This is a genomic window from Brevibacillus jepli (assembly GCF_047229145.1).
Lineage (GTDB): Bacteria > Bacillota > Bacilli > Brevibacillales > Brevibacillaceae > Brevibacillus.
In genome coordinates this window covers 1-14,846 of sequence record NZ_JBFEFW010000027.1, presented here as the reverse complement: position 1 = coordinate 14,846, position 14,846 = coordinate 1, and the positions used below count along the sequence as shown (strand labels likewise).

At 48.7% G+C, this 14,846-nt stretch carries 12 protein-coding genes and 1 rRNA gene; 11 read left to right on the top strand and 2 right to left on the bottom strand.

Annotated elements, in window-relative coordinates; translation table 11 throughout:
* Positions 1-30: 30 nt before the first annotated feature.
* Together AB1L17_RS23935 and AB1L17_RS23930 are read right to left on the bottom strand one after the other, a co-directional pair.
* Positions 31-1,437, bottom strand: coding sequence for a sensor histidine kinase (locus AB1L17_RS23935; RefSeq protein WP_412847676.1), 1,407 nt, complete (start codon positions 1,435-1,437; stop codon positions 31-33).
* Positions 1,434-2,123 (bottom strand): response regulator transcription factor, encoded by a 690-nt coding sequence (locus tag AB1L17_RS23930; RefSeq protein WP_412847677.1) that lies wholly within the window; start codon positions 2,121-2,123, stop codon positions 1,434-1,436. Before AB1L17_RS23930 ends, AB1L17_RS23935 begins: the two co-directional genes overlap by 4 nt.
* A 184-nt stretch (positions 2,124-2,307) precedes the next feature.
* Between AB1L17_RS23930 and AB1L17_RS23925 the strand changes: the two genes are divergently transcribed.
* The 11 genes from AB1L17_RS23925 to AB1L17_RS23875 form a co-directional block, all read left to right on the top strand.
* Positions 2,308-3,957 (top strand): AraC family transcriptional regulator, encoded by a 1,650-nt coding sequence (locus AB1L17_RS23925; RefSeq protein ID WP_412847678.1) that lies wholly within the window; start codon positions 2,308-2,310, stop codon positions 3,955-3,957.
* A 112-nt stretch (positions 3,958-4,069) separates the two neighbouring features.
* A complete protein-coding gene (locus AB1L17_RS23920) occupies positions 4,070-5,074 on the top strand; it encodes an ABC transporter substrate-binding protein (protein ID WP_412847679.1) in 1,005 nt (334 codons plus the stop codon).
* A 19-nt stretch (positions 5,075-5,093) separates the two neighbouring features.
* Positions 5,094-6,101: a FecCD family ABC transporter permease gene (locus AB1L17_RS23915; RefSeq protein ID WP_412847680.1), complete on the top strand. Its 1,008-nt coding sequence runs from the start codon at positions 5,094-5,096 to the stop codon at positions 6,099-6,101.
* Entirely contained in the window at positions 6,094-7,113 is a 1,020-nt protein-coding gene (locus AB1L17_RS23910; protein ID WP_412847681.1) for a FecCD family ABC transporter permease, read from the top strand. The genes AB1L17_RS23915 and AB1L17_RS23910 overlap by 8 nt, the downstream gene beginning before the upstream one ends.
* A gap of 18 nt (positions 7,114-7,131) precedes the next feature.
* Positions 7,132-8,460 carry an alpha/beta hydrolase-fold protein gene (locus tag AB1L17_RS23905; protein ID WP_412847682.1) on the top strand — a complete coding sequence of 443 codons (1,329 nt, stop codon included), beginning with the start codon at positions 7,132-7,134 and terminating at the stop codon, positions 8,458-8,460.
* Positions 8,461-8,737: 277 nt separating this feature from the next.
* Positions 8,738-9,955 (top strand): MFS transporter, encoded by a 1,218-nt coding sequence (locus tag AB1L17_RS23900; protein ID WP_412847683.1) that lies wholly within the window; start codon positions 8,738-8,740, stop codon positions 9,953-9,955.
* A gap of 43 nt (positions 9,956-9,998) precedes the next feature.
* A complete protein-coding gene (locus AB1L17_RS23895; RefSeq protein ID WP_412847684.1) occupies positions 9,999-10,385 on the top strand; it encodes an MmcQ/YjbR family DNA-binding protein in 387 nt (128 codons plus the stop codon).
* A 100-nt stretch (positions 10,386-10,485) separates the two neighbouring features.
* The gene (locus AB1L17_RS23890; protein WP_412847685.1) at positions 10,486-11,856 is read left to right on the top strand and encodes a sigma-54 interaction domain-containing protein; all 1,371 of its coding nucleotides are present in this window, start codon (positions 10,486-10,488) and stop codon (positions 11,854-11,856) included.
* A 393-nt stretch (positions 11,857-12,249) separates the two neighbouring features.
* Positions 12,250-13,632, top strand: a complete 1,383-nt coding sequence (locus tag AB1L17_RS23885) for a GntP family permease (protein ID WP_412847686.1) — start codon at positions 12,250-12,252, stop codon at positions 13,630-13,632.
* Positions 13,633-13,692: 60 nt separating this feature from the next.
* Entirely contained in the window at positions 13,693-14,478 is a 786-nt protein-coding gene (locus AB1L17_RS23880; protein ID WP_412847687.1) for a 3-hydroxybutyrate dehydrogenase, read from the top strand.
* A gap of 299 nt (positions 14,479-14,777) precedes the next feature.
* Positions 14,778-14,846 (top strand): 16S ribosomal RNA (locus tag AB1L17_RS23875); the annotation flags it as partial.

Genomic DNA, 14,846 nt, shown 5'->3' with positions numbered 1-14,846 from the left:
GAGATGATCTCACCAAAATTTCGACATGTTTCAAACTTGTAAACGAAATGTCTTGAAAGTAACAATAAATGTCGTGCCGTGTCCGTTGGGTCCATCCTCAACGCGAATCGTGCCATTCTCACGCTCGACAAATTGTTTGACAAGGGACAAGCCGAGTCCGGTTCCACCTGTTTGACGAGCCCGATCAGGATGAATCGTGTAGAAAGGATCGAATATGCGTTTTCGTTCCTGTTCCGGGATTCCGACGCCCGTATCCTGAATCAAGACTTCAACCTGCTGGTGACAGGCACGGGTGCGCACGGTGACAGAGCCGCCTTGGGTATTGTATTTGATCGCATTGTCTATCAAATTGAGGAAAATATGACTGAGGCTGTTACGATCTGCCCAAATCATGGTTGGGGCGAGCTCGTGGTGGATTGTAACCCCTGATTTTTCGGCTTTGCCGATCAAGCGTAGACAGAGCTCCGTCAACAATTCATGTAGCTGTACTTGCTCAGGGTGATGTTCAAATGCATAGGTCCCCATGGCGGATAGCTGCAGCGCTTTTTTCACGAGCTCATGCAATCGGGATGCCTCACCTGCAATAGCTTTGCCAGCCTGGTTCGTCATAGCGGGATCGTCTCCGTACATCTGCAGCAGATCGGCGTTTGCTTTGATCGCGGTAAGCGGCGTTTTGAATTCGTGACTGACATTATCGAAAAACTGCTTTTGGGTATGAATGTTGGCCTGTATCGCGTGACTCATATCGTAAATGCCAAGGCTTAAATCCCCCAGTTCATCAGGGCGAGTCAATGGTGGTGCTTCTAAATATCGTCCCACCCGAATCTGATCAGCGGCGTGCTTCAATTGACTGATCGCGGCAGCTTGCCGATTCATGTAAAGTAAGCCAAACAAAAGCCCAAAGCCAAGCACGGCCAATCCAGCATACAAAAACAACAGGAGTAATTCGCGGTCAAAGCTATGCTGATCTTTGAGCGATGACTCAAAATGAATCACGCCGATTTGTCCATCAGGACCCGTGAGAGGGGAGAGGTATTGAAGCGTGTCTTCCACGATTATATAGGCGATTTTGTTTTGCAAGGCATAGGAGAGAGCGTCCTGTACGTCTGGTTTTGCAGCCATCGGCAAAGAATCTCCGACAGCAGTACCGCCCATATCGTACAAAAGCACACGATGATCGTTTGTGGCTGACAGCTCAATGGCAAGCTTTTGTCCTTCTATTTTCATAAAGGATTGAGGAGGGATTCGCGTACCGGTTACGTATTGCTGTGTAATCTTGACCTGGGCGGTACGTGCCAGCCCGTCCATCGTACCTTCCATTTGCTCACGCTGGTAGCTCCGGACACCTTGCAGGACCAAGCTGCTCAATACGGCAACCGTAAACAGCAAAAGACCAGCGAGAAACCAAGTAAACTTCCACTTCAATCCGAGTCTCATGTAGAATCTCCCACCGCTTTATAGCCGACACCGTACACAGTTTGGAGCAAATGCTGGTGGTCACTACCTAACTTCGCGCGCAGACGCTGGATATGAATGTCCACCGTACGCGTTCCGCCCTCGTAGTCCATCCCCCAAACCAAGTCGAGCAGATCTTCCCTTGTAAAAACTCGCTTCAAATTGGTCAGCAACAGAGCAAGCAAATCGAATTCTTTGGGAGTCAGTACGATTTCTTTGTGATGGGAGAGAACGGTCCGCTGCTCAAGATGAAGCTGGAGCGCGCCAATGACGACCGTATCCTTTTGCAGGTTGGTCGTGTTTTTTTCCAGACGTCTGCACAGCGCTTTGACCCGAGCGACTACCTCACGCAGGTCAAACGGTTTGGTCATATAGTCATCCGCTCCCAATTCCAAACCCACGAGCTTATCGACAATGTCGTTTTTTACCGTGAGGAGCAGAATGGTGATGTCTTTTCGGTCTTGGAGCTTTCGACAAACGTCATAGCCCGACAATTTCGGCATCATGACGTCGAGTACCAGCACATGGGGATGAAACGATTCGACTTTTCGCAGAGCTTCCTCGCCATCTGCTGCTGTTTCTACTTGGAATCCTTCACGCGAAAGAGCATAGGCAATCGCACTCACGATCGCTTGCTCGTCGTCTGCGACTAGAACCTTGCATTCCAATGACATTCCCTCCCGTTGTTCCCTTTCTATTGGTACGTACCATACCATGTTCAAGTTATCGGTTCAAATCGATGAAATATTCTTGATAGGAAGCGAGCTTTTCTTTTGATATACTTTTTTTATCGGTTGAGAATGAGAATAATTATCAATATAGATGCATAGCTGATCGAGCAGAGGTGAGAGGATGAACGAAACACAAGCCTTGGTTCAACAATTTACGGAGAAGACCCTGGCAGAAGCCATCTTTAAGCTGCGTGACATTACATGGCTCAAAGCACAAGGACATGACCGACTCCGCCAGCAATTTACCCATTCGCACATTTTACTGGTGGTAACGGGAGGACGCGGACGTCTGCGATTGGAGAATGAGGAGTATCAATTGCGGCAGGACGCGATTTACGTTTGTCCTCCTATGCTTACGTTTGGCATCGTTCCAGATTCTGTTGATCATTTAGAGATGTACATGCTGCGCTTTGATGTCTTTATGGAAACGCGTGATAAAAATCGGCGATTCCAAGCACTTCGGGAAAAGCACCTGTTTCCTTTTCGGGGAGAGATATCTGTCCAATCGGCAGGGCAGCTTCCTGTCTATTGTGATTTGATCCAGAACTTATGGAAGCAGGATACGGCGCTTGATCGCTTCCGAAGCCAACATACTTTTCAAGAGCTATGGTACCACATCGTCAAACATGTCCACTTTTCAGCCGCAGATTCTGGTATATCGCTGGAGCGGGCACGCGCGCATATGGAGGAGCATTATTCGGAAAATGTGACCATTGAACAGCTCGCTCGCATCGCGGAAGTGAGTCCTAAGTATTTTGTCGATCTGTACAAAAAAACGTACGGCATCTCAGCAATGGACTATTTGGCAGAGCTCCGGATCAGCCGTGCGAAGCAGATGATGGTTCAGTCGCATGCCAAGCTGCGCGATATCGCTCATCAAGTGGGCTACAACGACGAATTTTACTTTAGTCGAAAATTCAAGAAAACTGTCGGTGTTTCACCTACGCTTTATATGAAAAGCCGCCAACGAAAAATTGCAGCGTACGGCTCGACCATCATCGGGCATTTGCTGGCACTAAAAATGATTCCGTACGCGGCGCCGCTGCATCCCAAATGGACCGCTTATTATCATCAAGCCTACCGAAACGACATCCCGGTCCATCTGAGTGCGTTTCGAATTAACCAAAACTGGAAAGCCAACATCGAAATGCTTCGAGACAGCAAGCCAGACGTCATCATTGGCTTGGACGAAACGAGTCTGCAGGAACAGAGGCAGCTGAACGAGATCGCGCCAACCTTGTATGTTCCTTTTGAAGAGCAGGGCTGGATGACGCAGCTCCAGCTCATGGCAGATTTTTTGGGTGAGTCTGTGGAAGCCCAGCATTGGCTCAGTGAGTATGAGAAAAAGGTCAAGAGGGCACGGGCAAAGCTTCAACTAGGCTTGGGAGAAGACAGGGTACTCATCGTACGGATTTTGAAAAACCAGCTCTATGTTCATTGCAACCGCAGTATGAGGGAAGTTTTTTATCAGGACCTGCAAGTCAAGCCCGCCTTTGTCTCGCCACAGGAGGTATACGATCAGCAGGTGACTGTAGAGGAACTGGCTGCAATAAAACCAGATCGTTTGCTGCTGTTGGTTTGCCAAGAAGCAGAAACGCTGGAATGCTTCCAAGCATTGAAGGCGTCGGGACCATGGCAAGATATTGTAGCCGTTCGCAACAATCGGGCGCATGTCATTACGTCTGATCCTTGGCGGGAATACTCGGCAACGGCTCATGAACGGATCGTGGAAGAGAGTGTGAGATTGCTATCAGGAGATCGTCCATGTTGATTCTGGATTTCGTCCATGGTCGGGCAAGAGTGGATGTTTTATAATCACGAATGATAATCGTTATCACTTAAACGGAGTGAAACTTTACATTTGTGAGAGGGGTCTTTCCAGAATGAAAAAGATATACCTGGGCTTGAGCATTGCGGCGCTGACATTGGCGCTGACAGCGTGCGGCGGAGGAAAAGAAGCAGCGAATAACACGACTGCACCTACTGCAGCACCTGCGACAACTGCTACAGCAGAAAAGCCGGCGGATGAAGCCAACAAAGCCGAGACACGCACGATTAAATATTTGGATAAAGAATACACCGTTCCTAGTAAAACAGAGCGAATCGTCATTGCAGGCAGCATGGAGTCCATGGAAGATTCGCTTGTCTTGAACGTAAACCCGGTAGGAGCTATTTCTGTCGGCGGCAAATTCCCGGAGATGTTTGCACCGATTACGGGCGAATCCAAATCCATCGGGGAGAAAACGCAACCGAACCTGGAAACGATTTTGTCCTTGAAGCCGGATGTCATCCTCGGCAGCAGCAAGTTCCCGCCAGAAACGGTGGAGAAAATGAACAAGATTGCTCCTACCTTCCCTGTTTCTCATATTTCAACCAACTGGGAAGCGAACCTGCTATTGCTGGGTGAGCTGACTGGCAAACAAGCCGATGCAGAGAAAGCGCTCCAAGCGTACAAAGCAGAGGCAGAAGCAGCAAAAGCGAAATTGGGAGAGAGCTTGAAGGATAAAAAAGTACTCGTGATTCGTCTGCGCCAAGGAAACATCAACATCTATCCAGAGAAGGTGTTCTTCAACCCAGCTCTGTACGCGGACCTTGGTTTAACTGTACCTGAAGAGGTAAAAGCGGCAAAGGCACAAGAGATTATCTCCATGGAAAAATTCAGCCAGATCAATCCAGACTACTTGTTCGTTCAATTCTCTCCAGACGAGAATAAAGACAAGCCAAACGCGCTGGAAGATTTGCAGAACAACCCGATTTGGAAGAGCGTGAATGCAGTGAAAAATGGCAAGGTTTACGTAAACGTGGTCGATCCACTCGCACAAGGTGGTACTGCTTGGAGCAAAACACAATTCATGAAGGCGGCTGTAGAAAAATTGTCTGCCAAGTAAAAGTGGGCGAGGGTAGGCTATGCAATCCAAAAAAGCAACTTCTATGATCATACTAGCTGTTTCGCCAGTGGTGATCCTGCTTACAATCTTGCTCTCCATTCATTACGGGGCCAAGCCGATTGATGCCGGGACGATTTATCAAGCTTTCTTTGCCTTTGATGAAGGGAATGTCGATCATCAAATTGTCATGCATTCTCGTTTGCCGAGAGTCTTGGGCGCACTCATGATCGGAGCATTTCTGGCGATATCAGGAGCGTTGATGCAGGGGATGACGAGGAATTACCTCGCGTCCCCCTCTATTATGGGCGTGTCTGACGGTTCAGTCTTTGCCGTTACGCTGTGCATGGTTTTCATTCCATCCGCAACAAGTGTCACGATGATTACCATGTCCTTGATCGGTTCAGCACTTGCGGTCGCGATGGTTCTCGCTTTTTCCCGACTATTGCCGAACGGATTGACACCAGTAGGAATGGCGGTCATCGGCACGATTACGGGTACCTTTTTGAGCAGTATTTCAGCCGCAATTTCTACTTATTTTCAAGTCTCGCAAAATGTAAGCTTCTGGTACAATGCAAGGCTGCATCTTCTGGAGCCTGGGTTGGTGAAGCTGGCGGTTCCTTTTGCCATCGTCGGTATTGTCCTCGCACTTCTTTTGTCCAAATCGATTACGATCTTGTCCTTAGGCGACGAAGTGTCACGGGGCTTGGGGCAGAGAACGGTGATGGTCAAAGTGCTGGCAACGACAGCTGTTGTCATTCTTACGGGCATTTCCGTTGCGTTGGCTGGAAAAATCGCCTTTGTCGGGCTGATTATTCCGCATATTACCCGCTTTTTGGTGGGGCTCGATTATCGATGGATCATTCCTTGTGCAGGATTACTGGGCGGCATTTTCCTGGCGTTGTCTGACGTTCTCAGCCGCTTCCTGAACAGTCCGTTTGAGACTCCAATCGGTGTGGTGACTGCCTTTATTGGCGTTCCGTTCTTCCTCTATTTGATTTACAAGAGAGGAGGGGGAAAGCATGCCTAATCGAAAAGGCAGATTTCGCTTGCTGCTGCTCGTCAACATCGCCTTGATTTTGATGGCGATTTATATCAGCCTGACCAACGGTGTATTTGACATGACGGTGCTGGATGTCGTCCGTACGTTATTGCGTATTGATCCTGTGGCGGAATACGATTTGGTTATTTTCGATTTTCGCCTGCCGCGAATTGTTATTGCGGCGTTGGTGGGCTTTGGTTTGGGGGTCGCTGGTACGGTCATCCAAGGGATCACTCGCAATGGGCTTGCAGATCCAGGGATTTTGGGTATTAATGCTGGGGCAGGCGCGGCCATTGTGGCTTTTATGTTTTTCTTTGGTGGGCAGTTTACGGATGCGAGCTGGTTTTCCATCATTGCCATGCCTTTGTTCGGTTTGACAGGTGGCTTGCTCGCAGCTGGGCTGATTTATTTATTTGCCTGGCGCAACGGTGCGCTTGACCCCCAACGGTTGATTCTGGTGGGGATCGCGATTGGCTCCGGATTGGGTGCAGTGTCACTCTACCTTTCGTTAAAAATGAATCCGAACGATTTTGAGATGGCGACTGTATGGCTGACAGGAAGCATTTGGAATGCGAACTGGACGCATATTACCGGGATGCTGCCATGGCTTGTATTGCTTATTCCCGTTTTGATGCGAAAGGGGCATATTCTCGATTTACTTCAGCTGGGCGAGGAGTCCGTCAAGAATCTGGGTGTGTCCGTGGAGAAGGAACGCAATATTCTGCTGCTATCTAGTATTGGAATCGTGAGCGCGTGTGTTGCGGTTTCGGGAGGCATCGGATTTGTCGGGTTGATGGCGCCGCATATTGCGAAGCGTTTGACGGGAATCCAGCACCGGTATGTTCTTCCCTTGGCAGGAACAATCGGGATGCTCATGGTCGTGGCGGCTGACTTTATTGCCAAAACCGTGTTCACACCCATTGAACTGCCAGTCGGTATCGTCATTTCGATCATCGGTGTGCCGTATTTCTTCTATTTATTGAGTAGAGCTAAAAAATAAAGAGGGGACGTGCAAATTGTGAAGGGACAATTGTTTGCAGACGTATGCCATCACCGGGCACTGCTCGTTTATTTGCCGCCATCCTATGACAAGAGTACGTCCCGTTATCCGGTCATGTATGTCCACGATGGCGGTGACTTGTTTGATCCTGCGTTTAGTACTGCACTCGATGTAATCGAAGACAGGTTTACAGAAGGGAAAATTCCCGAGCTGATTCTCGTCGGCATCCAGCCAGGAAATCGCAGGGATGATTATACGCCTTGGTTTTCCAAAGCGATCTCGCCTGAGCGCAACATTGATTTTGGCGGACAAGGAGATGCGTATCTTTCTTACGTCGCCACTGAATGCAAGACGTATATCGACAGCAAGTACAGGACAGACTCTAGCTCCGAGAAAACAGGGATCATCGGGTTTTCGCTTGGTGGCTTGATTTCGATGTACGCTGCGCACCAATATCCGGACGTCTTCACGAAAATCGGCAGCATCTCGGGATCGTATTGGTATGAAGGCATGGTTCCGTTTATGCGTGAAAAGAAATTGTACCACCCTGGGCTGCGCATCTACATGGATGTGGGCAGTAAGGAAGGTGCGAAAAAACAAAACGTTCAAAAACAGATGGTCCCACTGACAAAAGAAGCGCATCAGATATTGGCTGATAGCGGCTTTACAGAGAATCAGATTGTCCTGTTCATAGACGAAGGGGCAGATCATTTGAGTGCATGTGCGAACGCCAGATTTCCAGAGGCGTTGCAATGGCTCTGGGGCGAGAAGGAGGAAGAAATGGAACTGGCCAAATTGATTAGAGAACGTCGTTCGATTCATCGCTTTGCAGATCGTGAGGTAGACCCTGTGCTGGTTACAGAGCTGATGGATACAGCTGTGTGGGCGCCGAATTACCACATGACACAGCCGTGGCGCTTTATTGTGACGTACGGGGAAGGCAAGAGAAGAATCGCAGAGGCTGTGCGGATCATGAAGGAAAAGCGGGAGATTGATCCTGCGAAAAAGAAAGAAGTCGGCGAGAAGTTCTACAATAAAATCATGGCGATCCCTATGCTGATGACGGTCATTATGGAAGAAAGCCCGAACCTCATTACGCGTCAGGACGATTTCGCTTCAACCAGTATTGTCATTCATAACTTTAGCTTGCTGGCGTGGGAAAAAGGCATCGGTCTGACGTGGGAGACGTACCCGTGGATACACGAGCCGGAATTCCGCGAAGCAATGGGCATTCGTCCCGGGGAAAAAGTATTGGGGAACCTGCATATCGGTTATCCAGCTGCTATTCCTGGCGCGCAACCGCGTATTCCAGCTGCAGAACGCATCACGCTCGTCGACAAAGCCTAGGACAAGTGGGAGCGATTTTTTCTTGTCACTGGATTACTTTATGTGGTACTCTTGGGTCATTCTACAAGAAAGGGTGACCATTAAGCCAATGATCTGCTAACTCCTGTTTCCACAAAACCAATCGGATAAAACGATGCGTTTTTTGGATAGGGGTAGTATGTGTATATTGGCGAATAGATGGTAGATCCTTTTTCGACTCACAAAAGGTTTCTATGTCTTTTTGGCGATAATATGCGTAGCCTCCTGTCCAGATCGCAATGGATAAGGAGGCTTTTTTATGTCAAATGTTCTTGGAAACCGCTATGTCAGAATCATTCTGCTGTCTGCCTTGCTTTTGCAGGTCGGGATATGGGTCCGCAATTTTGCGATCTTGTTATATGTAATGGATCATACGGGAGGCGATCCGTATGCCGTCTCCATGATTTCAGTGGCGGAGTATGCGCCGATTTTTCTCTTTTCGTTTCTGGCTGGTACATTTGCCGATCGCTGGCGACCGAGACGAACAATGGTCTGGTGTGAGCTGCTCAGTGCTTTGTCCGTCGTCGCGGTGCTGCTTACCTTTGTGTATGGGACGTGGAAGGCAATCTTTTTTGCCACGCTGATCTCTGCAGTGCTCTCTCAGTTTTCCCAGCCGTCCGGGATGAAGCTGTTCAAGCTGCATGTTCCGGCTGAACAGCTACAGGCAGGGATGTCCGCCTACCAGACGATCTTCGCTATCTTCATGGTGCTTGGTCCGATTCTCGGTACGTTTGTCTTCCAGCAATGGGGAATGGAGATTTCGATGGTGATTACAGCAGCCGCTTTCCTTTCTGCCGCGGGGGTCTTGTATCTGCTGCCGCCAGACCGCGTGGAGAATACCGAAAAGAAAGAGACGGCGCTTCTGGAAGAAATGGCGAGTGGAATCCGTTACGTGCTGAGAAGTCGGGTATTGTTGATGCTTTGCCTATGCTTTATGGCTACCGGACTGTCGATCGGAATGATTCAGCCGTTGGGTATTTTCTTGGTCACAGAACAATTGCAGTTGCCCAAAGAAAGTCTGAAATGGCTTATAACGGTCCAAGGAGTGGGTATGATTGTAGGAGGAGCATTGACGATGGCAGCAGCCAAAAACGTTCCCCCGCAAAGGCTCCTGGTTGCCGGGCTGTTGGGGAATGCTGTGGCGCTGGCGATAGTCGGTTTATCTACAGTGCTGTGGCTGACGCTTATTGCGCAACTGATCGCCGGATTGCTTTTGCCATGTATTCAAATTGGCATCAACACTATGTTGCTTAAGAATTCGGAGAGTGCTTTCATTGGTCGGGTAAGCGGGATATTGACCCCGTTATTTACGGGCTCTATGGTGATCATGATGAGCATCGCAGGTGTACTGAAGCGTTATCTTTCACTGGTGACCATCTATGAAATCGCTGCCGCTTTGTTTATCGTTGGACTGAGCTTTATTTTGCCGCTGTACCGTATGAAGGACGAACAGCGTGTGGAACAGAGCAGAGCATAATTAATCTAGATGCGCGTTTTTATAAAAAGGGGGCTAGGGCGAATTGGTGCACGAACAAATTTCTTCTATAGAAGGTTTGAAGATGGTAGCTGCTGTTCGCGAGCTGGCGACGCGGTTGCCAGAAGTAACGGAGCAGGTAGACGCTTTTGGGCATACATCGTTTCGGGTGAACGACAAGCCGTTTGTCATACTGGGAGAGGGGGGCACAGATGGCCCCTCCCTTTCGGTGAAGGTGCTGAAGACGACCCAAGAGATGCTGCTTACGCAGGAGCATTTTTACAAGACGCCGTACATTGGGCATCACGGCTGGGTTTCGATTCTTGCCAAAAACGTTACCAACTATAACGAAGTCGAGGATTACATACGGGAAGGATACATGTGTGCGGCTCCGAAACGATTGGTCAAGCAATTACAAGAGCAGCCTCGCTAATACCGTTTGCTTAAAAAAGCAGTCCTCCCCTATAATTTTGGCATAACGAGTAAGGCGCGATCGTTCGACACAGCAACATTCAGACAAAGGGGGAGCCGTTTTGGATTGGAATCTCCAGCAGATGAGCAAATTGCTTGAGGTCGTTTTCGAAAATGCCCATGAACCGATGATTGTAACAGACAAGGACGGGAAAATACTTCTATTGAATCGGAGCTATCGGGAATTTCTTAACGTGCAGGACGTGATTGGGCAACCAGTGACGGATGTCATTGAAAATACGCGGATGCATATTGTCGGTCAGGAAGGTGTTCCTGAAATCGCAGACATTCAGTCAATAAAAGGACAGAACATGATTGCCCATCGCATACCGATCATGGACGAAGGAAAGGTGATTGCCGTTCTGGGAACAGTGCTTTTCCAGGATGTGCAGGAGCTGACCGCCTTGGCTGCTATGGTTGATCAGCTGAAGGATGAGCTGACGTATTATAAGAAAGAACTGCGGCGGCGGATGGGGGCTACCTATCATTTTGACCAAATCGTTGGGTACAGCCAGAAGCTGCAGGAGCTTAAAAAGTTTTCTCAGAAAGTTGCGAAAAGCGATTCGACTGTGCTGATTACGGGCGAAAGCGGGACGGGCAAGGAGCTGTTTGCCCACGCCATTCATGCCGAGAGCAAGAGGAAAATGGGGCCTTTCATTCGGGTGAATTGTGCCGCTATTCCGGATTCTTTGCTGGAATCAGAGCTGTTTGGGTATGAAGAAGGTGCGTTTACCGGAGCCGTTCGTCGAGGGAAAAAAGGAAAGTTCGAGCTGGCTAACCATGGAACCATACTGTTGGATGAGATCGGGGACATGCCTTTGCCACTTCAAGCCAAGCTGTTGCGTGTGCTTCAGGAAAAGGAAGTCGAGCGGGTAGGTGCTGTACGGACTACGCCAATCGATGTGAGGGTGATCGCTTCCACGAATTTGGACATGCTTCAAAGCATCAAGGAAGGAAAGTTTCGAGCTGACCTTTACTATCGGTTGAATGTCGTCTCACTTTCGATCCCTCCGTTGCGCGAGCGGTTGGAGGATTTGCCGGAGTTGGTTTCGAATCTGCTCAAGCAGCTTGGCGAGTCTACTGGTGTTGCGGTCAAAGCGATTGATGAAGAGGTGTGGAATGTACTCCGTTGCTACTCCTGGCCAGGCAATGTACGCGAGTTGAAAAACGTGCTGGAACGAGCGCTTCATCTAGTAGAAGACGATGTCCTGAAAAAGGAGCATATTTGGCTGCCCGCATCTGAGGAAGGGGAGGCAGAGCCTCCGGTGGTCCCAGCTCGTGCCATTCGACCATTGAAACAAGTCATGGAGGAGGTCGAACAGGAAGCGCTTCGTCAGGCGATGAAGCAAACAGGTGGGAACAAGCTCACCGCCGCCAAGCTGTTGCAAATCAGCAAGTCCAGCTTCTACGAAAAGTGGGAGAAGTATCAGTAGCACGAGGCGTGTATCAAGTCGGGGATGTGGCGAAAAGCCAGGTTCGCGGCTTTTTTCTTTTGAAGGAACAACGTTTTGGTAGATTCCGGTTTTCTGGAATCGTGTTGGTTGAATTACCCTCTAAACCCGGTCGCTTTTCCTTCGAATGACCCCTGATTTTTGCTAGATTCCGCAAAAATGGACACAATGTTCCAGAAATCCGGAAAATTTGCAAGCGTTATCATCTGTGTACCAGTAGTCCAGGTACGGTGAACGGGCATGGCTGAACGATTTTTCAAGAATCGGTTGAGGTTGGCATGGTCCATGCAATTGAGTTGGGGATGAAAGCGTTTTCTCCAAGTGAATACACAGAAATCCTCCGCAAGTGGAGGGGTAAATTGAAAGGAGAATTATATGATCATCGAAGTGTTATCCATCTTGATTTCGCTTGGTCTCCTGATGTTTTTTGCGTATCGGGGCTATCCAGTTATCGTATTTGCCCCTATCTTTACGCTGCTGGCCGTTGTCCTTTCCGGGATTGCCTTACTGCCGAGCTATACCGAAACGTTTATGACCAATGCAGCTAACTATGTGAAATCATTCTTCCCTATTTTCTTACTGGGTGCCATTTTCGGTAAAGTCATGGAACTGAGCGGGGCAGCTTCTTCCATTGCCCATTCCATAGTGAAGGCACTTGGCTCCAATCGTGCGATTTTGGCTGTCGTACTGGCATGTTCGATTTTGACGTATGGCGGGGTTTCCCTGTTCGTTGTGGCATTTGCAGTGTATCCGTTTGCCGCTGCGATTTTCCGTGAAGCCAACATTCCAAAGCGTCTGATACCAGGAACGATCGCGCTCGGTGCTTTTACGTATACGATGGATGCATTGCCAGGTACGCCGCAGATTCAAAACATCATTCCTACTACTTATTTTGGTACGGATGCTTATGCGGCACCTGTTGTTGGAACGATTGGCGCCATTATGGTTTTCGTTGGCGGTATGTTATGGCTGGAGCGCAGACGCAAGCAAGCGGCTGCTGCTGGGGAAGGCTATGGCGAGGGACACACCAACGAACCAGAGTTGATCAAAACCGAATCATACATGAACATCTGGGTCGCGATTCTCCCGTTGGCATTGGTGCTCGTCGGTAACTATTTGTTCAGCAGAGGGATTTGGACGGTAGAGACGTGGTACGATCCGGCCATGCTCAAAGAGTCATTTAAGATCGAGAAAGTGAAAAACGTCGTCTCTTCTTGGTCGCTCATTATTTCACTATGTCTAGGAATTATTGCTGCACTCCTCATCAATGTGAAGCAAGTCAAAAACAAGCTGGCAAGTGGTCTGACAGCGGCTGCAATGGGTTCTTTGCTCGCTATTTTCAATACCGCTTCTGAAGTTGGATTCGGAAACGTTGTGAAGACATTACCGGGCTTCAAGCTTATCCAAGGCTGGATAATGGGTGCAAGTGATCATCCGTTAGTTTCTGAGGCACTCGCTGTAAATGTACTCGCTGGTGTGACGGGTTCGGCGTCGGGCGGTATGTCGATCGCGTTGGAGGTTATGGGCAAGCAATACCTGGAGATGGCGAATGCTGCGGGAATTAGTCCTGAGCTGCTGCACCGTATTGCCTCGATGTCTTCCGGAGGTATGGACACATTGCCGCACAACGGAGCGGTTATTACACTGCTCGCGATTACTGGCTTGACTCACCGCCAGTCGTACAAGGATATTTTCGCCATTACCGTCTTGAAAACAGCAGTGGTGTTCATTCTGGCATTTGCCGTGTCCATTTTCTAATCAGGGGTCAGCGTTTTTATAGAAAGAGAAACTCAGTAGCAGGAGAGGAGAAAGTAGGATATGGAGAAGTTATTGGAGCAGCAGGTCGCATTAGTAACAGGGGCAGCGAGCGGGATTGGATTGGAGATTGCGCGGACATTTGCTGAGGAAGGCGCAAAAGTCGTCATACTGGACTTGAACCGGGAAGCAGCGGAAGCGGCTGCCGCCCAATTGCAGAAGGTAGGTCACGAAGCAATCAGCTTTGGCTGCAATGTCACTAACGAAGAACAAATCCAGGAGAGCATCCAGCAAGCTGTAAAGATTTTTGGCAGACTCGATATTTTGGTGAATAATGCCGGATTGCAATTCGTCTCTCCAATAGAGGATTTCCCGACTGCAAAATTTGAACAAATGCTCAGTATTATGCTGACAGCGCCTTTTGTTGCGATTAAACACGCCTTTCCCATCATGAAACAACAAGGTCATGGTCGTATCATCAATATGGCTTCGATCAATGGCTTGATTGGCTTTGCGGGAAAGGCAGCCTACAACAGTGCCAAGCATGGAGTCATCGGACTCACCAAGGTAGCAGCTCTTGAAGGAGCAGCAGCAGGTATTACGGTAAATGCCATTTGTCCGGGATATGTTGATACACCGTTGGTACAAAATCAATTAGCTGATTTGGCTAAGACAAGAAATGTGCCGTTGGAAAAGGTGATGGAAGAAGTCATCTATCCACTTGTGCCGCAAAAACGATTGCTGCAAGTAAAGGAAGTAGCGAACTACGCTGCCTTTTTAGCTAGCAAAAAAGCGTCAGGCGTCACGGGTCAGGCTGTCGTCATTGATGGCGGTTATACAGCGCAGTAAAGCCTTTTATTGCCCCTATTTAGAGAGGGGCTTTTTTTGTTTGACTATCTTTTTTGAAAAACTATTAAAAAAGGTCTTGTATTCTATTTTTAGATGTGATAGATTATTCCTTGTCGCCAAGAACGACGACAAAACACGAGAAAAGAAAACAAGATTCGATAAAAAACTTCTTGACTCGCAAATAACGAACGTGATAAGATATGAAGCGTTCGACAAAAATGCTCTTTGAAAACTGAACAGCGAAAGCGTTAATGAGTCTATCATTAAATGATTTGCCAGCTTTGAACCAGCAACAAACTTTATTGGAGAGTTTGATCCTGGCTCAGGACGAACGCTGGCGGCGTGCCTAATACATGCAAGTCGAGCGA